Source organism: Streptomyces flaveus (assembly GCF_014647675.1).
Taxonomy (GTDB): Bacteria; Actinomycetota; Actinomycetes; order Streptomycetales; family Streptomycetaceae; genus Streptomyces; species Streptomyces flaveus.
Map to the genome: position 1 here is coordinate 73541 of NZ_BMPQ01000003.1, position 26734 is coordinate 100274.

Here is a 26734-nt window from a genome sequence, read left to right on the forward strand (position 1 = left end):
CGCGTGGGTGAGTCCGTACGGGCGGCGCGGGGCGTCGCCCCGGCCGCCGTGCCTGCTGATCTCGGGGCGCCCGTCACCTTCGTACTCCTGCGGCATGGGGAGACGCCGCTGACGCCGCAGAAGCGGTTCTCCGGGAGTGGGGGGAGCGATCCGGGGCTGTCGGAGGTGGGGCGGGGGCAGGCCGAACGGGTGGCGGAGGCGCTGGCCGGGCGGGAGAGCGTTCAGGAGATCGTCTCGTCGCCCCTTGCCCGGTGCCGGGAGACCGCGGGGATCGTCGCCGCGCGGCTCGGCCTTGCCGTGCGTATCGAGGACGGGCTGCGGGAGACCGACTTCGGGGCCTGGGAAGGGCTGACCTTCGGGGGGGTTCGGGAGCGGTATCCGGAGGAGTTGGACGAGTGGCTGGCGGCGCCGGATGCCGAGCCGGCCGGCGGGGGCGAGAGCTTCGCGGCGGTGGCCGAGCGCGTGGCCGCCGCCCGGGACAAGCTGCTCGCCGCCCACCCGGGCCGTACGGTGCTCGTCGTCTCCCACGTCACGCCCATCAAGACCCTCGTACGGCTGGCTCTCGGCGCCCCGTCCGAGTCCCTGTTCCGCATGGAGCTGTCGGCCGCCTCCCTCTCGGAGGTGGCGTACTACGCGGACGGCAACGCGAGCCTGCGCCTGCTCAACGACATGTCTCATCTGCGTTGAGCGCCGCAGCCTCGCGGGCCAGTGCTTCGATCCGCGCCCAGTCCTTCGCGGCGATGGCGTCCTCCGGCAGCATCCAACTCCCGCCGACACAGCCGACGTTGGGCAGCGCCAGATAGTCGGGAGCCGACCCGAGCCCGATCCCGCCCGTCGGGCAGAACCGCGCCTGCGGCAACGGCCCGGCAAGCGACTTCAGATAGGCCGTACCGCCCGCCGCCTGAGCCGGGAAGAACTTCATCTCCCGCACCCCGCGTTCAAGGAGCGCCACCACCTCCGACGTGGTCGACACCCCCGGCAGGAACGGCACCCCCGACGCCCGCATCGCCTCCAGCAGTACGTCCGTCCAGCCCGGGCTCACCAGAAACCGCGCTCCGGCAGCCACCGACTCCGTCACCTGCCCCGGCGTAAGCACCGTCCCCGCCCCGACCACCGCCTCCGGCACCGCACCGGCGATCGCCCGGATCGCGTCCAACGCGGCCGGCGTCCGCAACGTCACCTCGATCGCGGGCAGGCCGCCTGCGACGAGTGCCCGCGCGAGAGGAACGGCGTCGGCGGCGTCCCGTACGACGACCACGGGGACGACAGGGGCGAGATCGAGCACGGAGACGACCATGCTCCATATCGTGCCGCCGCCGAGCAGCATGCGCAAAGAGCATTGCACATGCTGCAATGCTCGCTCAGTGCTCAGTGCGGCGGCCTTGGTGAAGTCCGGTGCAGTGCCGCGCCCCTGAAGGAGGCCGCAGGCCTTCCTTCAGGGGCGCGGGGAACTGCGCGACCAGCCCCCACCGGCCCGCAGCCGAATCACTGCACTTCCAGCGGAGCGCTCAGTGGATCTCGTCCACCAGCACATCCAGCGCCCACGCCGTCCCCACCCGCCCCGGCGCCTCCGCCTCCACCACGTACCCGAGGTCCCGCAATGCCTCCACCAGCTCCGCCGGTCCCTTCGGTGCGGCCCCGGCCAGCAGCAGGCTCCGTACGATCCGGCCCTTCGTCGCCTTGTTGAAGTGGCTGACCACCTTCCGGGTCGGCGCGTGCAGCACCCGCACACTCGCCGTACGCCCCGCCACCTCCCCCTTCGGCTTCCACGCGGCCGCGTACGCAGAGGAACGTAGATCGAGCACGAGCCCGTTCCCGGCAGCCTCGGGCAGAACGGCGGCCATCGGCATACGCCAATGCCCGCCCAGCGCCCCAAGACCCGGCAGCTTCACACCCATCGAGCAGCGGTACGAGGGAATCCGGTCCGTCACGCGGACCGCGCCCCACAGCCCGGAGAAGACGAGCAGCGAACGCGCCGCCCGCCGCTTCGCCGCCGCGTCGAGCGAGGCCAGGTCAAGGGCGTCGTACAGCACCCCCGTGTAGATCTCCCCGGCGGGCCGCGCCCCCGCGGTCCGCAGCACCGCGTTCTTGGCGACCTCGCCCCGCAGCCCCTCACTCAGCCCGAGCACCTCACGTGCCTTCTCCTCATCGCCCGCACACAGCTCGACCAGCTCGTCGAGCACCGCCTGCCGCGCCTCGGCAAGCCCCGGCAGCGACAACGACTCCGGCTTCAGCGGCGCGCCCCGCCCGGAGGGCGCCTTTCCTTCGGACGGCGGCAGCAGGACGAGCACGGTGGTTCTCCTTCAGTACGTACGAGGGGCAGGCGCCAGCGTACGCATCTCGCGTATCGCCCGAACGAGTACGTCCGGTTCGTCGGCATGGAAGCGGATCAGGCGTACGTTCCTGGGGCGGCCGAGGAAGGTGAAGTGCCGTATGGGTTCGGTCAGTTCGAGGGTGATCGTGGTCTGCGCGCCGATGGCCAGGTCGAGCTCGCCCTCGCGCTTCTCGTGTGTGGAGCGCGTCTCGCGGCGTACGGACGCGATGAGGTCCAGGGGGACGCTGAGGTCCACGTGGGCGGCCCGGCGGATGCGCAGCGAGGTGTCGTCCAGAACGTGTGGGCGGCTCACGGAGGCCGCGTGCATGCCAACGACTTGGAGCACGCCGTAGAGGTCGAGGACGAGTACGGACCGCTCGATGGCGGGCCAGGGCCGCAGAAGCACCGCCATGGCGATCGTCTCGAGCACGCACACGAAGCCGAATCCCAGCATGGGCGCACCCTGGCCCCGCGCGTACCCGAAGGCTCGCCCGCTCCGGGTGCCGTGCTGACGCCGGGCCATCCAGAGGGCGATGCTCACGAGGAGCCGCAGCTCGTGCTCGGCCAGGCGCCGCGCCGGTCCGACGGCCTTCACCGCGCACCTCCTGCGTGGCGCTGCACGAGGAGCCGCATCGTGCGCCGGATCGCCTCCGCCTGCGCGGGCGCGAAGTCGGCAAGGAAGGCCCGCAGAAAGCTGTGCTCCTCGCCTACGTTCCCGATGCCGAGCCCGTCCAGAGCGGAGTCCGGCAGGCAGGAGGCGAGCAGTTCGGCGGCCTCGTCCACGCGGGGGTCGCCCGGGTCGGCGTCGACGAGTGCGTCGAGCAGTGCGTACGCCTCGTGTGCACGGTCCACCGCGCCCGGCTCGCCGGCAAAGCTGCCCAGCGCGGACAGCAGCCGCTCCCGCTCCTCCGGGGGTGCGGCGGTGTCCAGCAGGGCGATGATCTCGCGGTCCTTGGCGGCCATGGGGGACTCGGGCAGTCCCATCGAGGTCTGCGCCAAGTCGGCGAAGAGCGCGGCCAGTTCGGGGGACACGGGCCCTTCGACGGGCAACCGCCCCGCCTCGGCGTCGGCCAGCAACCCCCGCAGCCGAGCCCGCCGCTCCCGGATGGCCTGCTCCTGCCGCGCCAGGTCGTCATCGAGCTCGGCCAGTACCTCGGCGAGGTCGCGCCCCGCATCGTCCGCGAGCACATCCCGCACCTCGGCGAGCCCGAGCCCCAGCTCGGTCAGCCGCCGGATCCGGGCGAGCACGACGGCGTGCCGCAGCCCGTAGTCGCGGTAGCCGTTGGGCCGCCGCTCAGGTTCGGGCAACAGCCCGAGGTGGTGGTAGTGCCGCAGGGTCCGCGTGGTGACGCCGACGGCCGCGGCCAGCTCTCCGATTCGCATGCGATCAGTAGAAACGTTGACGTTGCGGCGGGGTCAAGCGGTGGCCTCCGGCGGTGCCTGACGGGGTCGGTGATCGTGTGCCACGATCGAGGGAACAGTTCCCGATCTCATGGACGGGTGATCTCTCGATGTCCCAGTCTGGCGACCGACCGAAGGAGGGGCGTGACATGACTGCCATGGCACACGAGTCGCTCACGCAGGCGGACGTTCTGCTGGAGGGCTTTCTTGCCCTGGACACCCCGGAGGGTTTCCGGGCGGAACTGGTCGAGGGGGAGATCGTCGTGACGCCGCCGCCGGACGGGGACCACGAGGACTACATCGGGCTGATCGTGGAGCAGGTGTACCTGCGGTCCCGGACCAAGATGCAATTCTCCGGGAACAAGGGGCTGAAGCTGAAGAGCGGGGGCGGATGCCCGAAGGACTATGTGATCCCGGACGGCACGTTCGCACCCAAGGCGCTACGGCTCTACCGGGGTGCCGAGTCCTGGATGCCGTGCGACGGCGTCACCATGGTGCTGGAGGTCACTTCCACCAAGCCCAAGGCCGACCGTGAGGTCAAGCGTCGCTGTTACGCCCGCGGGGGCATCCCCCTGTACCTGCTCGTCGACCGTGAAGCCTCCATGGTGACGCTGTTCAGCGAGCCCGAGAAGGACGACTATCGGCAGCGGACCAAGCGCTCCTTCGGCGATCCGTTGGCCCTCCCCGAGCCTCTTTCCTTCGATCTGGACACCACGGACTTCCTCTGAGCCACCGGCGGACGGTGTCCGGATCGAAGCGCGGACCAGGGCAGGCCGTACGCCCGGTACCATGGTCGACACGGCAGACGAGCCGGGCGGACGGCCGCGTGGAGTCCCCCTAGGGGGCTTCCCGAGGAACGTCCGGACTCCACAGGGCAGGGTGGTGGCTAACGGCCACCCGGGGTGACCCGCGGGACAGTGCCACAGAAAACAGACCGCCTGGGACCTCGGTCCTCGGTAAGGGTGAAACGGTGGTGTAAGAGACCACCAGTGCCCAGGGTGACCTGGGCAGCTAGGTAAACCCCACCCGGAGCAAGGTCAAAAGGAGCCGCCGTAACAGGTGCTCTGCGCGGACGTTCGAGGGCTGCCCGCCCGAGTCCGCGGGTAGACCGCACGAGGTCGGCGGCAACGTCGGCCCTAGATGGATGGCCGTCTCCCCGGCCGCCGCGAGGCGACCGGGCGACAAAATCCGGCGTACAGCCCGACTCGTCTGCCGCCACCTGCGGCTTTGCCGGCTGGTGGAACGCCGCGCCAGTACCTGAAACAGACGTCCGCGCCGGACGGGCGGACTGTCGAGGTCGTGGCAGGGCGACGGAGTGGGTTGTGCTCTTGTCGCTGTTCCTCAGGGAGCTGCGGGCCGGGCACACCGAGGCTTCGTGAACAGCGAGAAAATCGTTCCGTAGTTGACGCTTCACGCATTGGTGCGCTGACCGTAGAATTCCGCATCCAGGGGGATCAGCGGGATTTGTGCGGCCACCAGGACAGTACGGACGTCTGTGGCCGCGCTTTGCGTTGGCGGCAGAGGAGCTGCGACGCGAACTCGCCGAATCCCTCACCGCGGCCCAGTCCGTCCTGTCCCGCCTCGACCGCGACCCCTCCGGCCCGGAAGCGTGGACCAGCTGCGCCGACGCACTGACCCTGCTGCGCCGCTACCACCTCGACAGCATGACGCTGTACCCCTCGTGCGCTCGCTGCAGCCCGAAGTCCCTCAGCTGCTCGACGCTGGTGCCTACGGTCCCGACCAGTCTGAGCTTCACCAGCTCCGCGAACTCCGAGCCGACGAGGTAGCGGTTCGCCCGCTCGTAGCTGAAGATGCGCCCGCCCCTCGGCCCGAGCGTGCAGTCGTCCTCCAGGAGAACGCGGGCGTAGGAGAGGGGGATGTACGTGCCGCGGGCCGGCACGCACCTCGTTGGCCACCAGGCTGCCCGTCGTGTCCGTCCAGCCCGGTGACAGCGGGCGGCGGACGAGCTTCGGCTTCCTGCTCCGGCGGACAGCCCCCACTCTGACCTGTGCTTACCGTCGGCTTGGGGTCCTTTCGCATGTCATGCGGACTCTTGTGCCCCTCTGCCCGTGTACCTGTCGCGCCTTCTGAAACTTGTGGGAAACAAGGTCTTGTCGGGACTTAAAACGAGGGTTAATTTAACGGCCATTCGAAGCCCGTCCTGATCGTCTGACTGATCGCCGGGTGACCTCCTGGGCGTGTGCACACTTCATCGAAAGGCATGCCATGACGCTTGGCAGAGCGCAGTTTTCCCGTCGGGGTTTTCTTGGTCTGGGAGTCGCGGCGGGCGTCATCACGCTCACGGCGTGCGGCTCCAGCGCGGGTTCGAGTGACAAGCCGCTCGTGATGACGGTGTGGGGCGGCGACCCCGACCGCAAGACGTACCAGGCCCGCATCGACCTGCTGGTCAAGAAGCACCCCGACCTCAAGGTCAAGCTCCAGCTGATCCCGGGCGACTCGTACCCGCAGAAGGTCCAGACGATGATCGCCGGCGGCAACGGGCCGGACATCATGCAGGTCGCCGAGAGCGTCAACACGTACTCCAGCAAGAACCAGTTGCTGGAGCTCGACGACCTCGCCAAGACGGCGAAGCTCGACCCCGAGCAGCGGTTCGGCCCGGTCGGCTCGCTGTACACGTACCAGGACAAGCTCTACGCGATACCGGACCGTTCCGGCGCGGTCACCGTGTTCTACAACAAGGACATGTTCGACAAGAAGGGCATCAAGGCCCCCACCGCGGAGTGGACCTGGGACGACGCCCTCGACGCGTTCAAGGAGCTGACGGTCCCCGGCAAGGTGTGGGGATACAGCGGTGCCGAATGGTTCCCGCAGTGGTGGAGCCTCGCGTACCAGAACGGCGGCACCATCATCGACGCGAACGGCCGGCCTGCGGTCGACAGCGACGAGGTGGTCGAGGCGCTCCAGTGGGCGGGCGACCTGGTCTTCAAGCACAAGGTGGTGCCGAGCAAGGCGGACTACGCCGACATGGGCCCCGACATCGGCGGCGACCAGGCGTTCCCCAACCAGAAGGTCGCCACCCACGCCAACGGCTTCTGGGTCATGTCGGGTCTGACGAAGGTGAAGTTCGGCTGGGACATCGCGCCGATGTGGCGCGGCAAGAAGCAGGCCGTGTCGGCGTTCGGCAGCGGACTCGCGATCTCGCGCACCTCCAAGCAGCGCGACAAGGCATTCAAGGCGATCGACTTCCTCACCTCCACCGAGGCGCAGGCGCAGATCATCGCCTCCGGCCAGGACGTGCCGGCCAACCTGGAGGTGCAGAAGAGCCAGACGTTCCTCAAGCCGTCGTGGATGAAGACGGACGTCGACATGGGCGTGTTCGCCGAGTCGAGCGAGTTCGTCTTCCGGGCGCCGTTCATCCCCGAGTGGAACGAGATGATCGACACGATCTCCAACGGCCTGGCCGACTTCTGGCTCGGCAAGGAGCGCAGCGCCAAGAAGGCGCTGACCGCCGTGCAGAAGGACCTCGAGTCCCTCATCAAGTCCGCGGGATGACCGGCGATGGCGACCACGACGGCCCCCACCCCCGAGGCGTCCTCGGCGGCCGCGAAGAAGCCCGCGTCACCGGGGAAACAGAGGTTCTCCAAGCGCCGGCGCCGTGAGGCCCTCTCCTTCTACCTGTTCATCTCGCCGTGGGTGATCGGCTTCCTGGTCTTCCTGCTCGGGCCGATGATCGCGTCGATCTACTACTCCCTGACCGACTGGGACTCCTTCAACCCGCCGAAGTGGGTCGGCTTCGACAACTACGTCAAGCTCCTCACCGACGACCCGGTGTTCTGGAAGGCCCTGTGGAACACCTTCTACTACGCGGCGATCTCGGTCCCGCTGGGCCTGGTCCTCGGACTCTGGCTGGCGAACCTGCTCAACAAGCAGGTCAGGGCCCGCAAGTTGTTCCGCACTCTGATCTATCTGCCGACGCTGATCCCGCTGGTCGCCACGGCGATGATCTTCCGGATGGTGCTCGCACCGAACGGCCCGATCAACGACTTCTTCGGCCTGTTCGGACTGTCGGGCCCCAACTGGCTGCTCGACGGCCCCTGGGTCAAGCCCGCCCTGATCCTGATGTCGGCGTGGGGCGCGGGCGCCGCGACCGTACTGCTGCTCGCCGCGATGAAGGGCATCCCGCGTGAGCTGTACGAGGCGGCCGAGGTCGACGGCGCGAGCGCGACGCGGCAGTTCTGGAGCATCACGCTGCCGCATCTGACGCCCATCATCTTCTTCAACCTGATCATGGGCCTGATCAACGCGTTCCAGATCTTCTCGCAGGTCTACATCCTCATCCCCAAGGGCAAGAACCCCGCCGGCTACGACGCGGCCCAGACGATGGTGCCGCTCCTGTTCGACCAGGCGTTCAGCTACTACCGCATGGGCTACGCCTCGGCGATCTCCTGGCTGCTGTTCCTGGTGATCCTGGTGTTCACGGTGATCGCCTTCCGCACCACCCGGCGCTGGGTGTTCTACGAGACCGAGGTGAAGTGATGGCGACCCTGGCGACCCCTGTGCGCAAGCGCGGGCACGAGGACCGACAAGCCCCTGCCGTACGGGCGTTCCGTGCGACGCCCTTCACCTACGGCACCCTGCTGATCGTCGCGGCGATCCTGACCACCCCGCTGGTCTTCGTCGGCTCGATCGCCCTGTCCAGCGACGCCACCGTGAACAACGGCGCGTTCACGATCATCCCGCGCGAGTTCCACTGGGACAATTTCTCCCGGGTGTTCGGCACCGAGCTGCCGGTGGGCACCTTCCTGCTCAACTCTGTGCTCATCTCGCTGTTCTCGGTGGCGGGGCAGGTCCTCTCCAGCGGCCTGGTCGGCTACGCCTTCGCCCGGCTGCGGGCGCCGGGCAAGAACACGATGTTCCTCATCGTCATCGCCACCATGATGATCCCGACGCAGATCACGATGATCCCTCAGTTCATCCTGTTCCGGGACCTGGGCTGGGTGAACACCTTCCTGCCGCTGATCGTGCCGAACTTCTTCTCCAACGCCTTCAACGTCTTCCTGGTACGGCAGTTCGTCTCCCGGCTGCCCAGCGAGCTCGACGAGGCGGCCATGATGGATGGCCTGGGCTTCTTCGGCATCTACCGGCGGATCATGTTCCCGATGCTCAGGCCCGTCCTGATCGCCATCGGCATCTTCACGCTCACCCACACCTGGGGCGACTTCATGGGCCCCCTGATCTACCTCAACGACGAGTCGAAGATGCCGCTCGCCCTGGGCGTGCAGTACATCACCGCCACCTCGCAGGCGGGCCAGGCCCCGCCCTGGAACATGGTGATGGTCGGCTCGATCCTGCTCGCCCTGCCCATGATCCTCGTCTACTACCTGGGTCAGAAGTACCTGTACGAAATGGATATCAGCGGCGGAAGCGCGGGGGTCAAGTGAGTCGTCCGACGACAGTGGTCAGCGGAGTCGTCGAGAGCAGCGCCATCCAGAGCGGCGCCGTCGAGAGCGGTGCCATCGAACTCGACGCCCGGGGCATCCGGATCGAGGGCGGTCCGCGCGTCGTGCTGTGCGCGTCGCTGTTCTACTTCCGCCTTCCGCGGGAGCAGTGGCGTGCCCGGCTCGAACAGGTACGTGCCTCGGGGTACACCTGCGTGGACGTCTACCTGCCCTGGAACTTCCACGAGACGGCGCCCGGCCGCTGGTCCTTCGAGGGCCGGCGTGACGTCGCCGCCTTCCTGGACCTCGCACAGGAGACCGGGCTGTACGTCATAGCCAGACCCGGCCCGTACATCTGCTCCGAGTGGGACGGCGGCGCGCTGCCCGCATGGCTCGGCCTGGACCCGGAGTTGAGCGTCCGTCAGAACGAGCCGCGCTTCCTCGCCCAGGTGACGGCCTGGTTCGACCAGGTGCTGCCTTTGCTCGCCGAGCGCCAGTACCCGGCGGGCGGACCCGTCATCATGGTGCAGCTGGAGAACGAGCTGGACTTCTTCGACTGTGCGGACCGCGCGGGATACCTCACCGCCCTGCGCGACCAGACGATCCGCCACGGCATCACCGTGCCGCTTGTCGCCTGCTCCGGACAGGGCGACATCGAGGGAGCCACCGGGAACGTCCCCGGCGTCGTACCGGCCTGCAACTTCTACCCGGACGACGACTCCCCGGACCTCGAGCCGGAGGTACGGCGCTACGCCGAGCTCCTGGCGGACCGCGGCCTGCCCCTGCTGATCACCGAGACGAACCGGCGGCACCGCACCCTGCGGCGGCTCCTGGCGAGCGGCGCCTCGCTGATCGCGCCCTATCTGCAGTCGTCCGGATGGAACTTCGGGTACACGCCGTCCACGGGAAACTGGGGCGACCCCGCCAACTTCATGAGCCACGGCTACGACTTCGGCGGCTACGTCTCGTCCACCGGCACCGAACGGCCCGAGTACATCCAGGCCCAGGTGCTGGCACGCGTGATCGACACCTTGGGGCCGCGACTGGCGCTCGCCACTTCCGCCGGGGCGAGCGTGCCGGGCGGGCCGGTGACCGCCGACTTCCCGACCAGCTCGTCGCCGTCGGCGCTGGACCTGGACGGGGGTGGGCGGCTCGTCGCCGTGCCGCATCTCGGCGCTGCGGATACCGCAGGCACGGCGCCGGTTACGGCACCGGGCACGGCGGTCGTGAACGGCGTACCCGTCGCCGTCGCCCCGGACTCGTGTCCGCTGATGCTGGTGGACGTACCGCTGCGGTCGTGGGGGTACGACGGGACGCTCACCCTGGCGTCGGCGGATCTGGTGGCGGCGTCGGACGGTGTGCTGACGTTCTCCTCCGAGATACCGGTCACCGTCGTCGTAGGCGAAACCCGGGGCGAGATTCCGGCGCCCACGGCAGGCGCGCCCGAGCGAACGACCGTCGGAGGCCTGACACTTGTCGCGCTGGCACCGGCGGACGCCGCACGGCTGCGAGCCACGGACACCGACGGCACAGCGCACCTGACCGACGCGCCCCCGTCGCGGAGCACGCCGCCACTGCCGCCGCTGCCGCCCAGCACCGTACGGGCCGCGCGGCGGCGATCGGCCGGTGCTCCGGAGCAGCCGGCCGGAAGCCACGAACTGCCGCCCACGCTGGAGTCGCTCGGCGTGTACCGGGGGCGCGGAACGTACCGGACCACAGCTGATCTGACGGATGTCGACGAGCTCCTGCTCGTCGGCGCGGCGGACATCGTCGACCTGTCGATCGACGGCAGGGCGCGCCCGACGATCACCGGATTCGGCGCGGCTCGGCGGATCGACGTGCGTGAGGCGACCGGCGCTGTCGCCGTCGAGGCCGTCGTGGAGATCTGGGGGCACGCGAACTTCGACGACGCGCGCCTGCCGGCCCTCCGCCTCGGCGCGCTGCGCGGACTGGGCACGCTGTGGACGGTCCGGGACGTGACGGACGTGTCGGCGCTGTGGTCGGTGCGCGGCCACTGGGCGGGCCTGCCGGCGCCCACGCGCGCGCTCGGCGGCTGGAGCAGCACCCGCGTCGGCCTCCCGGTCACCTACACGCGCGACGTCCGGTCGGACACCGCCTCGGCGCTGCACCTTCGGGGCGTGGTCGAGCCGGTGCGGGTGAGCGTGGACGACGGTGAGCCGCGCACTGTCACCGCCGAGGACCCCTGGGTCCTGCTGCCCGCGGGAACCCACCAGATCTCGGTCGCGTTGCCGCACCACCCCAGCGGCGGCGGCCTCGGCGCCGAGTTGCTGGGCCTCGAACCGGTGACGGACTGGTCGTGTTCGGTACAGGACGACGACCTGCTGACCGGTTTCGCCGCCACCGGTCCCTCGCAGGGGCAGGACATCCAGCTGCCGCTGACCCTGGAACCGGGAGAGGAGGCGTGGCTCGACGTCGACCTGCCGACGTCCGGTGACGGCTTCCTGGTGCGGCTCGACGGGACGCAGATCCGCGTGACCGGATGGGCCGCCGGGGAGTGCGTGGGCCGCGTCTGGGCCGGCGACGGTGACCGGCCGACCTTCTCCGGCGGGGACTCGAACATAATATGGGTCCCGGCGGGCTGGTCCGGGCTGGCCCTGCTGGTGCGGGGTGCCGCCGGGCCGGGCGATCCGGAGCTCCGTACACTGCGGCTGGAGTCTCCGGACGGCTGAGGGAGCAGTTGGGGGGCATGGTGGCGCGGCGCACGGCTCGGGACCTTCGCAGCGAGAACCGTTTCGAGGTTCTGCACGCTTTGTTCGAACTCGGGCCGTCGACCCGCCAGGAACTCGCCCGGCACACCGGACTCAGTCCGGCGACGGTGGCCACCCTGGTCACCGAGTTCCTGTCGGAAGGCGTCCTGCGTATCGCCACCGTGGAGAACAACACCGGGGGACGGCCGCAGGAGCGGCTCACCGTCGACCCCGGCCGCGGCCGCATCGTCGGCGTCGACGTCGCCGAGACCTACGTCGACGCCACGGTGTACGACCTCGCGCTCGGCGCGCTCGGCCAGGGCGAGGTCGCGCTGGACGAGCACGAGAACGACCCGTCCTACGTCGCCGACGGGATCGTCCGCGCGATCGAGTCGGCCGTCGCGGCCGGGGGAGCCGAGCACGAGCACATCATCGGCGTCAGTGTCAGCATGCCGGGCCATGTCCATCCCGAAGCCGGCGTCTCGGTCTTCGCGCCGAACTGGGACTGGCGCGATGTGCACATCGAGAAGATGCTGGCGCACCTCCTGGTCCCCGTGTACGTCGACAATCCGCTCAAGGCGGTGGTCCTGTCGGAGATGTGGTTCGGCGCCGGGCGCGTGGTCGACACGATGGCCGTCGTCAACCTCGGTACCGGGGTGGGTGCCGGCATCGCCATCGACGGCGCGCTGGTCCGTGGCACCACCAACAACGCCGGTGAATGGGGCCACACGCTTCTGGAGCTGGACGGCCGACCGTGCCGTTGCGGTCGGCGCGGCTGCGTCGAGGCGTACCTCGGCGCCCCCGGGCTGCGGACGACGCTCGCCGGGATCGACCCGGAACACCGCACACTGCGGCAGCCACGGCAACGTGACTTCGTCGAGGCGGTGGCCGAAGGCCTCGCCGAGGGCGACCCGGCCCTGAAGGACCTCGCCCACCGCACCGCGCACTACCTGGCCGCGGCCCTCGGCGACCTGGTCAACATGCTCAACGTCCCCACCGTCACCCTCACCGGCTGGGCCTCCGAGGCCCTGGCCGCCCATCTCCTGCCCGCCGTACGCGACGAACTCCCCCACCACGTCATGCCCGGCTCCCTACCGGGCCTCACCGTCGAGCCGTCCCGGGTCCCGGGCAACGCCGTGGCCCTCGGTATGGCGGCCTTCACGCTGCAGCAGTTCCTCAACCGGCTGGGGCTGGGGAGTCCGGCGGGGACGGGGCCGTGGGCGGATCGGGGGCGGGGTCTCGGTCCAGCGGGGCTTGGGCAGCAGCCCGGGCAGGGGCTGTAGAAGGCTCCACGAGGAACCGGAGCCGCGGGGGAGTGGCTCGGGGAGCCACGGCTGTCTGACGGTCCGACCGCGTGCCGGGCCGGACACCTGGGGCAATCGGCTCTCGCCAGTCCAACGGCTCACAGGCCAGATCAGGGTCACCTCACACGATCGAGTGCGCCTCGATTGCGCGGGGCGACGGTGCAGGCGTTAGGCGCAGTCACTGGACGTCTGTGTCTCCACTCTTCTGCTCGCGCAGACTGTTTCGTCCTGCAATCCCGTCCTTCACCGCCCCTTCTCATGTCACATGCACCCACTAGGATCTGCCCCGAGGGTCTGACCATGGGGAACGGTGGTCTTCGAGGGGCACGAGGAGCGGGGAACAGGCATGCGGGAAGGCCGGTGGGTCACGGTCACCGAGTCCGAGTTCGATTCCCACGCCTCGCCTTCCGTCGATGAACGCGCCCGTTCCGAGCAGGCGTTCGCCGAGGCCCGCGATTGCGTCATCGTCTCCACGTCAACCCTCGAGCTCGGCATTGACGTCGGTGACCTGGACCGTGTCATCCAGATCGACTCACCGGCCTCCGTTGCCTCGTTCCTGCAGCGCATCGGCCGCACCGGCCGGCGTTCCGGCACTGTGCGCAACTGTTTGTTCCTCACCACCCGCAAGGACACGCTGCTGCAGGCGGCGGGCCTGTTGCTGCTGTGGTCGCGGGGCTGGGTGGAACCGGTCGTCCCCTTCGACAAGTCGGCTGCCCCCATCCTGCGCTTCCTCACCGAGGAGGGCTTCCTCGACAGCGACGGTGGGATGCTGTTCGTCGGCCCCGAGGCGGAACGCCGCTTCGGCAAAAGGCACTTCATCGAACTCACCGCCTCTTTTACCGCACCTCCGCAGTTCACCGTCCTGTCCGGACGCACGGAGATCGGCCGCCCTGGCCCGAGCGTGCTCACGGAGGAACACCCCGGCCCCAGGCGGTTGCTACTTGGTGGACGCAGTTGGCAGGTCACGTACATCGACTGGCTGCGCAAACGAGTCTTCGTCGAGCCAGCCGACGGCGGCGGAATCGCCAAGTGGATGAACGGCGGCGTCGCCGGACTGTCGTCCTGACGCGTGCCATGCGCGAGGTGCTGCTGGGCACAGCCCCGCCCGTCTCCCTCACCCGGCGTGCGGAGGCCTGCCTGGCAGAACAGCGCGAAACCGACGCACCTGGCACCGTCCACCCGAGGGCACGTTGATCACGCGCGTCGGCCCCGACGTCCGTTGGTGAACCTGGGCCGGCTACCGCGCCAACGCCACCTTGGCGGCCACCCTCCAGTCGGTCACCGACCCCCTGCAACGGCCCACCGATAGCTGGCTGCGCCTGCGCGAGAACCTCACCCCGGCCGATTGGCGTGCGGCCCGTGAGAACGTCGGCGAGAACCTCGTCCTGGCTGACATGGACCGCCGGGCCGTACGCGGCCTGAAGTTCTCCGCCGCTCTCCCGGAACGCCTCGCCGTGGCCACGGTGGCGGCCCGCTTGGCCGACTTCGAGAGCGCCCCCTCGGTGCTCGGTGAGTCGGCGCGCTTTCAGTACGACGGCTGAATCGGAAAGCCCCCAAGGCCGCTTCAATCGGACGGTTGGGGTTACGCCCGCCCCAACTGCTCCGTCACCGCTGCAAGGCGGAGGCATTGTGGCGGCCGGAGAAGGAGTGTCAAACGAGGGTTACATCGAACTCGCGGCCCTGGAGGCGGTTGGCGGTGTCCAACCGTGGTGGCCTTGAGGCCGCGTGCGGCGAGTCGGGATCGGATCGCGTCCGCCTGCCGACACCGCGCAGGTGCCGCACCGCCCAGCCGTCGATGGGCTCGCGGTCTACGCGACCACCGTCGGGTTCGCCTGCAGTATGCGAAGGCAGCCGCATGGAGACGGACTCGGACGTCTTCGAGCGCATCGAGCAGACCGCCTGACCCCCCAATAGTGACGAAGCCCCCGTTCAGACCGCTCCAGGGCATGATGTCATCTTATGTAGCCATCAAGGTAGCCACACAAGAGCCTTTTACATGTTTGCCCAGGTCATAGAGCTGTGGTGGCTCTTCCCGGCGTACAGCCCGACTCGTCTGCCAGTAGGGCTCTGACCTGGGCTTATGGTCTGGTCGGAGCCTTTTGTCGTGTCTGGGCACATCCCGCTTCTACCTGCGAGTTCCCGGGAGTTCCCGCGCGAGTGTGCACGCGTTGTGCACTGGGGCGCGGTCTCGGGCGGTGGGTTCGATGAGTGATGTCACCGAGTCGCCGGAGGGGGCTGGCGGGTGCCGGGGCCGCAGTGGTCCGCGTAGCCGCCCTTGGCGTCCGGGCCGGACTCGCCGGCCTTGAGGAAGCTGACGGCGGGCAGGCTGCCGGCCTTGAGGGAAGCGTCGAAGTCGGTCAGGTCGTAGTTGTGGTTGGCCCGCCCGCTGTACCCGACCTCGGCGATGCTCTTCCGGGCCAGGTGGTGCGGGTCGGCGGTCGACTTGTAGTAGGCGAAGGCGTTGTGGTGCGGGCTGTAGTCCTCCACCGCCGCGCCGCCGACGTTGGTGTGGGTGGTACCGGCGCACTTCGGGTAGTCGCCGCTCGTACCGTCCCAGGCGGCGGGGGCCGGAAGCCTCCGCGAGGGCGCGCACGGTCGACGGTGTGTGGCCCCCGGTGGGTCGGCGCTGCCGAGAGGTCCGCATACTCGGTGATCGTCGCGGTGCCGTGAGTGCGGTGACTGCTGTGACCGGTGGGCTGAGCAGGTAGAAGGGTTGTTGGGGGATATGAAGGACGCGAACGAACTTGCCGTGCCGGAAGTGGTGGACAGTCCCGCTCTTCGGGCGCAGCCGAGCGGCAGCCTGGCGCGGTGGTTGCTGCGCCACCGGGTGCAGCCGGTCGGGCCGGCTGCGAGTGAGGGGCATACCGAGCCACACGCCTGGTGGAAGGTGATGTGCCTGACGGGCGTGGACTACTTCTCCAGCCTGGCCTATGTGCCGGCGATCGCGGCGCTTGCGGCCGGGGCGGTGTCGCCGTTGGCGACGTTGCTGATCGTGGCGTTGACGCTGGTGGGGATGCTGCCGATGTACCGGCGGGTGGCCCGGGAAAGCCCGCATGGAGCCGGGTCGGTGGCGATGTTGGAGGATCTGCTGCCGTTTTGGCGGGGCAAGCTGTTCGTGCTGGTCCTGCTGGGTTTTGTCGCCACGTCGTGGATCATCACGATCACCTTGTCCGCGGCGGACGCCTCCGTCCACATGGTGGAGAACCCCTACCTGCCCCATGCCCTGCACGGTCATGAGGTCGCCATCACGGTGGCGTTGTTGCTGGTGCTCGGAGGGGTGTTCCTGCTCGGGTTCAGCGAAGCGGTCAGTGTGGCCATCCCGCTGGTCGCGGTCTTCCTGGTCCTCAACGCGGTGGTCATCGCCGTCGGATTGGTGGACGTGTTCACCAATCCGGGGGCGTGGTCGGCGTGGACGGACGCGCTTGGCGAGGGCGGAGGCGGACTCGGCGATCTGGCGGGGCCGGCGCTGGTGGCGTTTCCGCTGCTGGTGCTGGGGCTGTCCGGCTTCGAGACCGGGGTGAGCATGATGCCGCTCGTGTCCGCCGACGGCGCCGATCCTGAGCAGCGGCTGCGCTCACGTATCCGCAACACCCGCAGGCTGCTGACCACCGCCGCGCTCATCATGAGCGTCTACCTGCTGTCCGCGAGCTTCGTGACCACCGTCCTCATCCCGCACAAGGAGTTCGAGCCCGGCGGCGAGGCCAACGGCCGGGCCCTGGCCTGGCTGGCCCACGAGCACGTCGGGGAGGCGTTCGGCACCGTCTACGACGTCAGCACCATCTTGATCCTGTGGTTCGCGGGCGCCTCCGCGATGGCGGGGCTGGTCAACATCGTCCCGCGGTACCTGCCCGACTACGGCATGGCCCCGGAGTGGGGACGCGCGGTACGCCCGGTCGTGATCGTCTACACCGTTCTCTGTGTCCTCATCACCATCGCGTTCGACGCCGACGTCGATGCCCAGGCCGGCGCCTACGCCACCGGCATCCTGGCCATGATGGTCTCCGGCGCTTTCGCCGTCACCGTCTCGGTCGTACGCCGCCGCCGGCGCGCGACCGCCGCAGGCTTCGCACTGCTCACCGCGGTCCTGCTCTACGCCCTGATGGCCAACATCGTCGACAAGCCCGACGGCATCGCCATCTCCGGCATGTTCATCACCGGCATCATCGCCGTGTCGCTGATCTCCCGGGTCTCACGCACCACCGAACTGCGCGCCGACCGCATCGTCTTCGACGAGGCCGCCCGCCGGTTCATCACCGACACCCTTGCCCACGACAACTCCATCAACATCATCGCCAACCGGCGTGAGGCCGGCGATGGCGCCGAGTACTCCGGCAAGGAGCGCGAGCAGCGCGGCAGCAATCCGGTGCCCGCCCCGGCCGATGTGCTGTTCGTGGAAATCGATGTGGTCGACCCGTCCGACTTCAGTGAAGTCCTCGCTGTACGCGGAGTCGAGGTCGACGGCTACCGCATCCTGCGCGCCGAGGCACCGGCCGCGCCGAACGCCATCGCCGCGATTCTGCTCGCCCTGCGCAACGCCACGGGTGTTCAGCCGCACTGCTACTTCGCGTGGGCCGAAGGCAGCCCCCTGATGCACATGTTCCGCTACTTCCTGCTCGGCCGCGGCGACACCGCTCCGGTCACCCGCGAGATCATCCGCAGCAATGAACCCGACCCCGATCGCCGCCCCGGCATCCACGTCGGCGGCTGACCCCGCGCCCCGTCTTTCGAGCAAGTCGCCCGCTTCAACCCCGTGACCTGGTACCTCGACGCCACCCGGTCCATCCTCTCCGGCCACCCCGACTGGGGCTTCATCGGAATCAGCGTCGCGTTCATCGTCGGGCTCGCCGGCACAACCTTCAGCCTGTCGATCGGCGCCTATCGACGGCTTGCCGCCGAGTAGCGAGGTGATGGACTACTACGACGGCAACACCGTCACCGGCCTGTGGAACGACGCCCATAAAAAGCAGCCGCCCCGGACTGAGAGCGGTAAGCGGCTGCCGAGCTGCCCTCAAGGGCTGTCATGGTCGTCTGAGGTTCCGCTCGATCGCCTGCCGTGCCGCTTCGAGGACGGCCGGCCGGCCGGGGATCGGTGTCGCTGCGGCGGTCGCGGGGTGCGCGGTGGGTTCGGCGCCGTGAGAGCGGTCTGGGGCGGGGCGGGTGCCCTCTACGGCGGGTGCGTCGGGGGCCTGGTCGGCCGCGGCGTCGATCAGGGCCGCCGGTTCGTCGTCGCCGAGCCGGCGCAGCAGGTCGGCGAGGTTGCGCAGGGCGGTCCACAGGTGGGTCCAGTTGCCGTTGCGGGCGAAGTACTCGATGGCGTCGCGGTAGCCGTCCAGCGCCTCGTCGACCCGGCCCGCACAGGCGCGTACCGAGTGGAGCCCGACGGTCGCGACGCCGACGAGGAAGGTGGCGCCCGAGGTGCGGGCCAGGTCGATGGCACGGAGGTAGTGCCGCTCGGCCGGCTCGCTGTGGCCCGCGAGGCTGTCGATCTCCCCGGCGACGTAGGCGCCCCACGAGAGCATCGAGGGCGACACCGCGGCGGTCAGCCCTCGGTCGTTCAGTCTCCGCGCCTCCTCCAGATCGCCCGCGTAGGCCATCGCGAGGGCGGCGATCCCGAGGCTCTCCCGCTGCGGGCCGACGAGATCGACCGCGGCGAGGCAGTGCTCGACCACGTCGTCGTAGGCGCCGCGAGCCAGGTCGGCCACCGAGAGGACCATCAGGCAGTGCCATGATCCGGCGCTGTTGGCCGCTTTCTCCAGCCCGGTACGGGAGAGCCGGTCGGCCCGGCGGTAGTCGCCGCGGTGGTAGGCGGCTTCCGCCGCGACTCCGAGCACGGCCACAGCACTCGGGTGGCCGGCGAGCGCCGGATCGTCGGCCAGTTCCTCCGCCCAGTCGCGAATCTCGACGAGATCGCGGTAGGCGACCGCCTCGAACAGCGCGACGACCATCGCCACGGCGTCGTCCAGAGATCCCTGGCCGCGGACCAGCCGCCACGCGGCCCGCAGGTTCGGCAGTTCGCGGCGCAGGACGGCGTCGGCCTCGGGCTCCCGCTCGGTGTCCATGACGGTGCCGATCCATGAGGTCAGCTCGACGGCCCAGCGCAGCATGCGCTCGGCCGCGGCCTTGTCCTCGCCGGCCGCCGCGAGCCGGTCAAGACCGAAGGCCCGCAACGTCTCCAGCATGCGGAACCGGGTGGCCCCCTCGAAGGAGGCCTCGACCATGGAGGCGTCGACGAGGCGGGCCAGAGTGCTTCCGGGGTCGCTCTCCAAGCCCAGGCCGGCGGCGAGCCGCTCCGCGGTGTCGAGGTCGACACCGTCGACGAAGACCGACAGATGCCGGAACAGCCGCCGTTCGTCCTCGGTGAGGAGCTGGTACGACCACTCGACGGTCGCGCGCAGCGTCCGGTGCCGGGAATCCGCGCTGGGGCTGCCCCCGCCGAGCAGGTCGAGCGAGCGGTCGAGGCGGCCCCGCAGATCAGCCAGGGAGAACGTGGACAGCCGGCCGGCCGCGAGCTCGATGGCCAGCGGCATCCCGTCGAGCCGGTGCACGATGTCGGCGATCGTACGCAGCTGTGCCGGCGTCGGTGGCGGCCCGGGGCGAACCCGGCGGGCCCGGTCCAGGAAGAGCGCCACGGACGGAACCCGCGAAGGATCCTGATCGGGGTGGGGCAGTGGCAGCGGTGCCAGCCGTGAGACATGTTCGGCCGCCAGACCGAGAGGTTCGCGGCTGGTGGCCAGCAGGGAAATTCCGGAGCACGTGGAGAGGATCGTGTCCACCGTGTCTCGTACGCCGTCGAGCAGGTGCTCGCAGTTGTCGATCACCAACAGACCGGGGCGGTCGCTCAGCATGGCGACGCAGGCGGACAGAACGTCGCCCCGGTCGACCTTCAGGTTCAGGGCCGCCGCCAGCGCGTGCGGGATGGCGGCGGGATCGGTGACCGGCGCGAGCAGCAGCACTGTCACCGTGCCGCTCTGCCGCGCGACCTCCAGAGCGACCCGGGTCTTGCCGACGCCGCCGGGACCGACGAGCGTGACCAGCCGCTCGGCCGCCAACAGCCGGTGCAGGGCCGCGACTTGCGCCGCACGGCCGATCAGCCGGGTGGTCGGCCGGGCCGGCACCCCGGGCAGGCCGGACGCCGAACTCTCGGCGCCTGCGATGATCTCGCGCTCGAGCTCGTCCAGCGTGGGTGAGGGATCGAGGCCGGTCTCGTCGACCAGCCGACGCCGGTATTCCCGTCCGACGCGCAGCGCGTCCGGCGCCTGCCCGGTCGCCGCCAGCGCCCGCATGAGCAGGAGGACCGCGGGCTCGCGCAGTGGGTCGGCGGCCGATGACGTGGCAGCGAGGCCAAGGATCCGGTCGGCCTGTCCCGCGGCGACGGCGACGGCGATCAGCGCGTCGGTCACCTCGCGGCGCAGCAGTGCGTACTCCTCGACCGCGGTGGCGATGGGCACGATGTCGGTGAGGTCGGCGAGAACTGGCCCTCGCCACAGCCCGTGCGCCTCTTGAAGCAGGCGGAACGCGCCGGCCGGGTCGCGCTGTTCCGTCGTACGCGCCGTCGCGAGCAACGCCCGCGCCTGCGCGACGTCCAGTTCATCGCGTCCGAGTGCGAGCCGATAGCCGTCCTGCCGCGTCTCGAGCCGGGCCACCGCAGGACCGAGGTGTCCGCGCAGCCGGGACACCTGGTTGTGCAGGGCCTGACGCCCTGATTCAGGTACCTCCGACGGCCACAGCGCGTCCATGAGATGGTCGACCGTCACGGTCCGGCCCTCGGCGAGCGCGAGCAGCGCGAGCACCGCACGCCGCTTCGGACCGGGTACGTCGACGGGGGCACCGCCGACGAGCAGCCGCAGCGGCCCGAGTACCTCCACACGAACCAACGGCGACGGCGACAGATGCCCGGCTGCCATGGGAACCCCCGTGTCCGGCATGCGCGTGCGACGAGGACGAACTGGGTCTGTTAGCACGACGATAGCCCGTGCGAGGGCTGTGACAGGTCGCGCGCCAATCCTTTCTGTCGTGACCGGCAACGAGCCGGTTCGACAAGAAGGAGAACTGTGATGGACCACGAGAAGGTCAACGAGTTCCTGGGCCGGTTCGTGACCGACCTGGGGGCGACCGAAGCCGCCGGATCCGTCGCGATCGGCCATCGGCTCGGGCTCTACCGCGCACTCGCGGAGCGCCCCGCGACGCCCGAGGAGTTTGCCGAGCGCACCGGGTGCCACCCGCGCTACCTCACCGAGTGGCTGCGCGGACAGGCCGCCGGCGGGTACGCCGACTACGAACCGGAAACCGGTCGGTTCGCGCTGACCGAGGAGCAGGCATTCTGTCTGGCCGACCCGAACGGCCCCAACGTGCCCGCGGCCTTCCTCGCCGCTCTGGGGATGCTGCGCGCCGAACCGCGGATCGCCGAAGCGTTCCGCACCGGAGGCGGCGTCGGCTGGCACGAGCACCACGAGGACGTCTTCTTCGGGGTCGACGCGTTCTACCGGCCCGGCTACGTGGCCGAGCTGATCCCGAGCTGGATCCCGGCTCTGGAGGGGGTCGACGCGAAACTGACCGCCGGCGCGCGCGTGGCCGACATCGGCTGCGGTCTCGGCTCCACGTCACTGCTCCTCGCCGAGGCCTACCCGCGCACCACCGTCGTGGGCTCGGACTACCACGGCACGTCGATCGAGCTGGCCCGTAAGAAGGCCTCCGAGGCCGGGGTCACCGACCGGGTCACCTTCGAGGTGGCCACCGCGCAGACCTTCGTCGGCACGGACTACGACCTGGTGATGACGTTCGACTGCCTGCACGACATGGGCGATCCGCTCGGCGCCGCCCGGCGGGTACGGGAGGCGCTGGCCCCGGACGGCACCTGGCTGCTGGTGGAGCCGTTCGCCTCCGACACGGTCGAGGACAACTTCAACCCGGTCGGCCGGCTCTACTACAGCGGCTCCACGTTCCTCTGCGTGCCCAACAGCCTGTCCCAGCCGGGCGGCTACGCCCTGGGCGCACAGGCCGGCGAGACCGCTGTCCGCCAGGTGATCACCGACGCCGGTTTCACCGGGTTCCGCCGCGCCGCGCAGACGCCGTTCAACGTGGTGTACGAGATCCGGCCGTGAGCCGGTGGGCGATCCGACCGTGAGACGGAGGCGACGGTCATGCTCGCCCACGACTGCCGACCGGCCGGACGACCCTGCCTTTGCCGCAACGGCCCACGATGCACCTCACCCGCTGGGGAACCTGGTCGCGGGCCTGCTGGCTCAGGGGCAGGAACTCGGCCAGGTGCCCCGGAGACTGCGGGATCGACTGGCCGACCCCGGTTCCGGACGCGGTCAGTGGCCTTCCCGTGTCCGGAACCGGATCCAACCCGCCCGTCCCGTCGGAGGAAGACGACTACTCCTGCCGAGAGAAGACCGCAGGAACACCGGCGTCCTCATCGAGCAGATCCCCGAGAGAGGAATTCCGGCGGTGCTCCGCGCCCACGATCGTGTTGCGCAGGATCCCGAGGCGTTCGACCTCGACCTCCACCACATCGCCGGGCCGCAGCAGCCAGGGCGGTGTGCGGGCGTAGCCGACACCGGACGGGGTGCCGGTGGCCAGCAGGTCACCGGGGTGCAGCGTGAGGGTGCGTGAGATGTGGGCCAGCGTCTCTCCCACGCGGTGGATCATCTGGCTGGTGGAGGCGTCCTGGACGGTTGTGCCGTTGACCCGGGTGTGCACCCGCAGCCCGTCCCGCAGGTCGCCCACCTCACCGGCGGGCACCATGGGACCCAGCGGGCCGGAGCGGTCGGCGTTCTTCCCGAGGATCCACTGTGAGGTCAGTTTCTGCGCCCGCCGCGCGGTGACGTCGTTGAACGTCGAGTAGCCGACCACCGCGTCGAGTGCCTCGGAGGGGTCCGCGTCCACCAGCGTGCGGCCCACCCAGGCCACGATCTCGCCCTCCCAGTCCAGGCCGTCCTCGGTGGCAGGTACGGGGATGGCGGCTCCGCCGACCGTCAGCGAGCGCGTCCACCGCGCGAACAGCGTGGGGTGCTCGGGCAGCTCCTGGTCCCGGTAGGACCCTTCGGCGGCGTGGTCGAGGTAGTTCAGCCCGACGCACAGCATCTGTGCCTCCGGCAGCACCGGCGGCACCAGGCGTGCCTGACCTGCCGGCAGCGTCTCGCCGACCGACGGGCGGGCCAGCCATCCTTCGGGGTCGGCCCAGAACTCCCGGAGCCCGGCCACCACGGTGAGCCTCTCGCCATCGGGCGACAGGTTCGCCGCCTGCACCTTGTCGGCGCCCGCCACTCCCACGATCTGCATCCGCACTCCTCAGGACTGGGACGATTCGATCTCGCCATACCTGCTAAAGGTTACAACCTTTATGCTTGAATGGAGTCATGGTCACCGAGAAACGCGCCCTGCTGGCAGGTCTGAGCGCCCCGGGCGGCACGCGAGCCGAACAGCTCGCTGCGGCACTGGAGGACCGCATCCGCGAACTGAGTCCCGGCTCCGCGATCGGCACCATCGAGGACATCCGGCAGGAGTCCGGCCTGGCCCGCGCCACGGTCAGCGAGGCCATTCGGCTCCTGCGCGACCGAAGGGCGATCGAGATCCGCCCCGGTCGCGGCGGCGGACTGTTCGTCGCCGACCAGAGCCCGGTGGTCCGGCTGCGCCACACCCTGCTCAGCGTCGCGGGGGAGCCCGGCGCGGTCGCGGACGCCATCGAGCTCCGTAACCACTTGGAGGAGCTGATCGCCGTCGGCGCCGCCCGGTGCGCGGGCGAGGACGACATCCCGGCGCTGCGGGCCTGCCTGGACGCCATGGCGGCCGCGCCGGACTGGGACGCTTTCCTGCGCGCCAACTGGGCGCTGCACGAGCGAATCGCGCAGCTGTGCCCGAACGCGATGGCCCGCGCGGTCTACGTCGGCACGCTCGGCCACCTCACGTCGTCCACCGCGCGCACCGCCGACCGGGACGCCGACGCCTACCGAGCGGCGCGGCTGCGGATCCACGCCGACCTGGTGGAGGCGATCGCCGCCGGGGACGAGGACGCCGTCCGCGCGGCCGTCGCGCGCCACAACCACACCGACTGAACGCACAGCACGCAGGAGCCGTCATGCCATCAGCCGAGTACCGCAGGTACCTCTACCCGTCGGATGCGCCGCGCCTGTCCTCGATCAGAGGCATGGACGCCTACGAATACCGCGAGGCGGCCAAGAAGGACTCGTTCACCGGCGGGCTGATCCAGGGCTGGGAACCCCTCCAGCTCGCCGAGTTCCGCGGGGTGACCGAGGACGGCACGCTACGGCCCGAGGTGCACGCCTGGGAGCCGGCCCGTCCCGGTGAGGAGGCTCCCGTCGCCGCCATGGTCGCCGCGGCGCGGGACCTGCTGGCGGCGCTCGACGAGAACGCCCGCGGCAAGCTGCTCCACCCGGTTGACGCGGTCGAGTGGCAGACCTGGGCCAACCCGGAGTTCCTGCAGTTCGACACCGGCCTCCGCCTGGAGTTCCAGTCGCCCGAGGTCCGCAAGAAGGCCCTCGCGTTGGTCGAGGCGTCGCTAAGCCGCGACGGCTTCCGTCTGGTGCACGACATGATGCTGATCAACGGCTTCCTCGGCGAGGTCGTGGGCCTTCAGAGCATCCTCAACGAGTTCAGCTACAACTTCGCGCTCTACGGCAACCCCGACTCCACAAGCCCGTGGGGCTGGCAGCTGTTCGGCCACCACTGCGCCGTCCACTGCCTCGTCGTCGAGGGCCGCATGGTCGTCAGCCCCGTCTTCCTCGGCGCCGAACCCAACGAGATCGACGAGGGCCCCCACGCGGGCAGGCCGGCGTTCACCGACCGAATCCGGCTCGGCACGGACCTGATGGCCGCGCTCCCGCCGGACCAGCGCGCCACCGCGACCGTGTACCGGCACATCGTCGACCCCGCCATGCCACCCGGCCGCATCCACCCCGGCGACGAACGCCACCTCGCCGGCGCCTTCCAGGACAACCGGGTGATCCCGCTCGAGGGCCTGCGGGCCGCGGACATGCCCGAGCGGGCCCGGCAGACCCTCCTGGAGATCGCCGAGTCGTTCGTGTCCCTGCTGCCCGACGGCCCGCGCGCGGCCCGGATACGGGAGATCCGCGACCACCTCGACGAGACCTGGTTCAGCTGGATCGGCGGACACGAGGCCGGCGACGTCTTCTACTACCGCCTCCAGTCGCCGGTGCTGATCGCCGAACTCGACCACCACTGCGGCGTCTTCCTCGACTACGACACCCCCAAGCCGTTCCACATCCACACCGTGCTGCGCACTCCGCACGGCAACGACTACGGCCGCGCCTACGTACGCGCCTGGCAGCAACGGAACACCTGACTCCTCACCCGCCTGGAGCGCACGCCGCCGGACGAGCAGGGGGCGGTCGTGGAGTTCAAGGCGTTGGCGTACGGCGGTCTCATCGCCCGCGCGGAGGTGGAGCGGGTGCAGGACCTCACCGTGGAGGGGATGCCGACGTGTGTGGCGAAGCAGGTGACAAGACCGGTCAGGAATCGAGAAGCCACGGCCGCCGAGCAGCCCATAGCGTGATGGCCATGGCAACCACCGTAACCACCGCGTCCATTACCTCCGTCACCGTCGAGGTGGCCGACCCTGAGGCCGCCCACCGCTTCCACACCGCCCTGGGAGTAGACACGCACATACGCCTGCGGGCGTCCGAGGCGCACTCCACCGGATTCCGCGGCTTCACCCTGGCGCTCACGGTCTCCCGGCCGGCCACCGTCGACAGCTTCCTCAGCACCGCCGTGGACGCCGGCGCCACGGTGCTGAAGCCCGCCACGAAGTCGCTGTGGGGCTACGGCGGTGTCGTCCAGGCGCCGGACGGGACGATCTGGAAGGTCGCGACCTCGGCGAAGAAGGACACCGGCCCGGCCACCCGCGAGATCGACGAGATCGTCCTCCTGCTCGGCGTCGAGGACGTGAAGGCCAGCAAGCGGTTCTACGTCGACCGGGGCCTGACCGTGGCCAGGAGCTTCGGCGGCAAGTACGCCGAGTTCGCTTCCGACGAGTCCAGCCCCGTCAAGCTGGCGCTGTACAAGCGCCGCGGCCTGGCCAAGGACCTCGGCGTCCCCGCCGACGGCACCGGCTCGCACCGCATCGTCCTCGGCAGCACTGCAGGCTCCTTCACCGACCCGGACGGATTCGCCTGGGAGGCCGCCACGTCGCTCACTTCCGCGCCGTCCACGGCGTCCGCACAGTCCTGAGTGTGCGGGAGCTGCACGCCGCCGTGACGTGTGCCCGCTAGGAGTGAGTGACATCGTTTCGATGTCCACGCCGGCCCTCAGGGGGTATCTGCTATGTCCCGTACCGTGATTGACCTCGATGACGAAGCCACTGCCGAGTTGATGGGGATCTACAACGTCAAGAGCAAGGCCGCGGCCGTCAGACGTGCCATGGACGAAGCGGTCAAGCTGCACCGTCGCATGGCGTTCATGGACGCCATCGACAGCGGGGAGATCGACCTGACGTACGACGCGTCGTCCCCGCCGGTACCGCTGACTGAGCGGTGAGCCCTGTTTCCCCCAGGAGGGTGGGCTCCGTGCTGCTGAAGGACGGGAGAGCCCCGTGGATCCGGACGTGGACCGGCGGGGCTCTCGCGATCG

At 69.8% G+C, this 26734-nt stretch carries 21 protein-coding genes, 1 other RNA gene and 3 pseudogenes; 17 read left to right on the top strand and 8 right to left on the bottom strand.

The genetic code is table 11. The features are described from left to right. The first annotated feature begins 3 nt into the window (after positions 1-3). Positions 4-687 carry a histidine phosphatase family protein gene (locus IEZ21_RS07055; RefSeq protein ID WP_189321015.1) on the top strand — a complete coding sequence of 228 codons (684 nt, stop codon included), beginning with the start codon at positions 4-6 and terminating at the stop codon, positions 685-687. Here IEZ21_RS07055 and eda read toward each other — a convergent pair. The 4 genes from eda to IEZ21_RS07075 form a co-directional block, all read right to left on the bottom strand. Continuing rightward, positions 662-1297, bottom strand: a complete 636-nt coding sequence (eda, locus tag IEZ21_RS07060; protein ID WP_189321016.1) for a bifunctional 4-hydroxy-2-oxoglutarate aldolase/2-dehydro-3-deoxy-phosphogluconate aldolase — start codon at positions 1295-1297, stop codon at positions 662-664. The genes IEZ21_RS07055 and eda overlap by 26 nt on opposite strands. 211 nt (positions 1298-1508) lie before the next feature. Next, on the bottom strand, positions 1509-2291 hold the full coding sequence (yaaA, locus tag IEZ21_RS07065; protein WP_189321017.1) for a peroxide stress protein YaaA: 783 nt from the start codon (positions 2289-2291) through the stop codon (positions 1509-1511). Between the two features lie 12 nt (positions 2292-2303). After that, positions 2304-2909, bottom strand: coding sequence for a hypothetical protein (locus IEZ21_RS07070; protein WP_189321018.1), 606 nt, complete (start codon positions 2907-2909; stop codon positions 2304-2306). Further along, positions 2906-3697 (bottom strand): MerR family transcriptional regulator, encoded by a 792-nt coding sequence (locus tag IEZ21_RS07075; RefSeq protein WP_189321019.1) that lies wholly within the window; start codon positions 3695-3697, stop codon positions 2906-2908. The genes IEZ21_RS07070 and IEZ21_RS07075 overlap by 4 nt, the downstream gene beginning before the upstream one ends. A gap of 167 nt (positions 3698-3864) precedes the next feature. Between IEZ21_RS07075 and IEZ21_RS07080 the strand changes: the two genes are divergently transcribed. Further along, complete coding sequence (locus tag IEZ21_RS07080) at positions 3865-4443, top strand: Uma2 family endonuclease (protein ID WP_189321020.1); 579 nt, start codon at positions 3865-3867, stop codon at positions 4441-4443. Between the two features lie 78 nt (positions 4444-4521). Beyond that, positions 4522-4927, top strand: an RNA gene (gene rnpB, locus IEZ21_RS07085) — RNase P RNA component class A. A gap of 436 nt (positions 4928-5363) precedes the next feature. Here the strand turns inward: rnpB and IEZ21_RS07090 are convergent. Continuing rightward, positions 5364-5615: a hypothetical protein gene (locus tag IEZ21_RS07090; protein ID WP_189321021.1), complete on the bottom strand. Its 252-nt coding sequence runs from the start codon at positions 5613-5615 to the stop codon at positions 5364-5366. A gap of 326 nt (positions 5616-5941) precedes the next feature. Between IEZ21_RS07090 and IEZ21_RS07095 the strand changes: the two genes are divergently transcribed. From IEZ21_RS07095 to IEZ21_RS07120, 6 genes and pseudogenes are all read left to right on the top strand, one after another. Next, positions 5942-7228: an ABC transporter substrate-binding protein gene (locus tag IEZ21_RS07095; protein ID WP_189321022.1), complete on the top strand. Its 1287-nt coding sequence runs from the start codon at positions 5942-5944 to the stop codon at positions 7226-7228. Between the two features lie 6 nt (positions 7229-7234). Next, on the top strand, positions 7235-8212 hold the full coding sequence (locus IEZ21_RS07100; RefSeq protein ID WP_189321023.1) for a carbohydrate ABC transporter permease: 978 nt from the start codon (positions 7235-7237) through the stop codon (positions 8210-8212). Then, positions 8212-9117, top strand: a complete 906-nt coding sequence (locus tag IEZ21_RS07105; protein ID WP_189321024.1) for a carbohydrate ABC transporter permease — start codon at positions 8212-8214, stop codon at positions 9115-9117. Before IEZ21_RS07100 ends, IEZ21_RS07105 begins: the two co-directional genes overlap by 1 nt. Further along, positions 9114-11804: a beta-galactosidase gene (locus tag IEZ21_RS07110; protein ID WP_246567357.1), complete on the top strand. Its 2691-nt coding sequence runs from the start codon at positions 9114-9116 to the stop codon at positions 11802-11804. Before IEZ21_RS07105 ends, IEZ21_RS07110 begins: the two co-directional genes overlap by 4 nt. Before the next feature lie 17 nt (positions 11805-11821). Then, positions 11822-13105: an ROK family transcriptional regulator gene (locus IEZ21_RS07115; RefSeq protein ID WP_189321025.1), complete on the top strand. Its 1284-nt coding sequence runs from the start codon at positions 11822-11824 to the stop codon at positions 13103-13105. Positions 13106-13481: 376 nt separating this feature from the next. Continuing rightward, positions 13482-14667 (top strand): annotated as a pseudogene (locus IEZ21_RS07120) (helicase-related protein); the annotation flags it as partial. A gap of 718 nt (positions 14668-15385) precedes the next feature. Here IEZ21_RS07120 and IEZ21_RS07125 read toward each other — a convergent pair. Next, a pseudogene (locus tag IEZ21_RS07125) lies at positions 15386-15708 on the bottom strand (phospholipase); the annotation flags it as partial. A gap of 143 nt (positions 15709-15851) precedes the next feature. Between IEZ21_RS07125 and IEZ21_RS07130 the strand changes: the two are divergent. Together IEZ21_RS07130 and IEZ21_RS07135 are read left to right on the top strand one after the other, a co-directional pair. Further along, positions 15852-17834, top strand: a complete 1983-nt coding sequence (locus IEZ21_RS07130; RefSeq protein WP_189321026.1) for an APC family permease — start codon at positions 15852-15854, stop codon at positions 17832-17834. Between the two features lie 42 nt (positions 17835-17876). Next, positions 17877-18026: a hypothetical protein gene (locus IEZ21_RS07135; RefSeq protein WP_189321027.1), complete on the top strand. Its 150-nt coding sequence runs from the start codon at positions 17877-17879 to the stop codon at positions 18024-18026. Positions 18027-18144: 118 nt separating this feature from the next. On the opposite strand, the gene IEZ21_RS07140 is transcribed toward IEZ21_RS07135, so the two are convergent. Further along, complete coding sequence (locus IEZ21_RS07140) at positions 18145-21030, bottom strand: AfsR/SARP family transcriptional regulator (protein WP_189321028.1); 2886 nt, start codon at positions 21028-21030, stop codon at positions 18145-18147. Between the two features lie 150 nt (positions 21031-21180). On the opposite strand from IEZ21_RS07140, the gene IEZ21_RS07145 reads away from it, so the two are divergent. Continuing rightward, positions 21181-22227 carry a methyltransferase domain-containing protein gene (locus tag IEZ21_RS07145; RefSeq protein ID WP_189321029.1) on the top strand — a complete coding sequence of 349 codons (1047 nt, stop codon included), beginning with the start codon at positions 21181-21183 and terminating at the stop codon, positions 22225-22227. 274 nt (positions 22228-22501) lie between these two features. On the opposite strand, the gene IEZ21_RS07150 is transcribed toward IEZ21_RS07145, so the two are convergent. Further along, complete coding sequence (locus IEZ21_RS07150; protein ID WP_189321030.1) at positions 22502-23410, bottom strand: fumarylacetoacetate hydrolase family protein; 909 nt, start codon at positions 23408-23410, stop codon at positions 22502-22504. Positions 23411-23487: 77 nt separating this feature from the next. Between IEZ21_RS07150 and IEZ21_RS07155 the strand changes: the two genes are divergently transcribed. From IEZ21_RS07155 to IEZ21_RS07175, 5 genes and pseudogenes are all read left to right on the top strand, one after another. Then, positions 23488-24183 (top strand): FadR/GntR family transcriptional regulator, encoded by a 696-nt coding sequence (locus tag IEZ21_RS07155; RefSeq protein ID WP_189321031.1) that lies wholly within the window; start codon positions 23488-23490, stop codon positions 24181-24183. A 23-nt stretch (positions 24184-24206) separates the two neighbouring features. Beyond that, positions 24207-25451, top strand: coding sequence for a DUF3500 domain-containing protein (locus tag IEZ21_RS07160; protein WP_189321032.1), 1245 nt, complete (start codon positions 24207-24209; stop codon positions 25449-25451). Positions 25452-25577: 126 nt separating this feature from the next. Further along, positions 25578-25661, top strand: a pseudogene (locus IEZ21_RS48755) (AraC family transcriptional regulator); the annotation flags it as partial. A 5-nt stretch (positions 25662-25666) separates the two neighbouring features. Then, positions 25667-26335, top strand: a complete 669-nt coding sequence (locus IEZ21_RS07170) for a glyoxalase (protein ID WP_373302187.1) — start codon at positions 25667-25669, stop codon at positions 26333-26335. Positions 26336-26440: 105 nt separating this feature from the next. Then, positions 26441-26641, top strand: coding sequence for a type II toxin-antitoxin system VapB family antitoxin (locus IEZ21_RS07175; protein ID WP_246567363.1), 201 nt, complete (start codon positions 26441-26443; stop codon positions 26639-26641). Positions 26642-26734 lie beyond the last annotated feature (93 nt).

What these genes read in the sequence shown, in the direction of transcription:
- eda (WP_189321016.1), bottom strand. Translation starts at nt 1,297, where the DNA reads ATGGTCGTCTCCGTGCTCGATCTCGCCCCTGTCGTCCCCGTGGTCGTC.
- IEZ21_RS07075 (WP_189321019.1), bottom strand. Translation starts at nt 3,697, where the DNA reads ATGCGAATCGGAGAGCTGGCCGCGGCCGTCGGCGTCACCACGCGGACC.
- IEZ21_RS07080 (WP_189321020.1), top strand. Translation starts at nt 3,865, where the DNA reads ATGACTGCCATGGCACACGAGTCGCTCACGCAGGCGGACGTTCTGCTG.
- IEZ21_RS07095 (WP_189321022.1), top strand. Translation starts at nt 5,942, where the DNA reads ATGACGCTTGGCAGAGCGCAGTTTTCCCGTCGGGGTTTTCTTGGTCTG.
- IEZ21_RS07100 (WP_189321023.1), top strand. Translation starts at nt 7,235, where the DNA reads ATGGCGACCACGACGGCCCCCACCCCCGAGGCGTCCTCGGCGGCCGCG.
- IEZ21_RS07105 (WP_189321024.1), top strand. Translation starts at nt 8,212, where the DNA reads ATGGCGACCCTGGCGACCCCTGTGCGCAAGCGCGGGCACGAGGACCGA.
- IEZ21_RS07115 (WP_189321025.1), top strand. Translation starts at nt 11,822, where the DNA reads ATGGTGGCGCGGCGCACGGCTCGGGACCTTCGCAGCGAGAACCGTTTC.
- IEZ21_RS07130 (WP_189321026.1), top strand. Translation starts at nt 15,852, where the DNA reads ATGAAGGACGCGAACGAACTTGCCGTGCCGGAAGTGGTGGACAGTCCC.
- IEZ21_RS07140 (WP_189321028.1), bottom strand. Translation starts at nt 21,030, where the DNA reads ATGGCAGCCGGGCATCTGTCGCCGTCGCCGTTGGTTCGTGTGGAGGTA.
- IEZ21_RS07145 (WP_189321029.1), top strand. Translation starts at nt 21,181, where the DNA reads ATGGACCACGAGAAGGTCAACGAGTTCCTGGGCCGGTTCGTGACCGAC.
- IEZ21_RS07150 (WP_189321030.1), bottom strand. Translation starts at nt 23,410, where the DNA reads ATGCAGATCGTGGGAGTGGCGGGCGCCGACAAGGTGCAGGCGGCGAAC.
- IEZ21_RS07155 (WP_189321031.1), top strand. Translation starts at nt 23,488, where the DNA reads ATGGTCACCGAGAAACGCGCCCTGCTGGCAGGTCTGAGCGCCCCGGGC.
- IEZ21_RS07160 (WP_189321032.1), top strand. Translation starts at nt 24,207, where the DNA reads ATGCCATCAGCCGAGTACCGCAGGTACCTCTACCCGTCGGATGCGCCG.
- IEZ21_RS07170 (WP_373302187.1), top strand. Translation starts at nt 25,667, where the DNA reads ATGGCAACCACCGTAACCACCGCGTCCATTACCTCCGTCACCGTCGAG.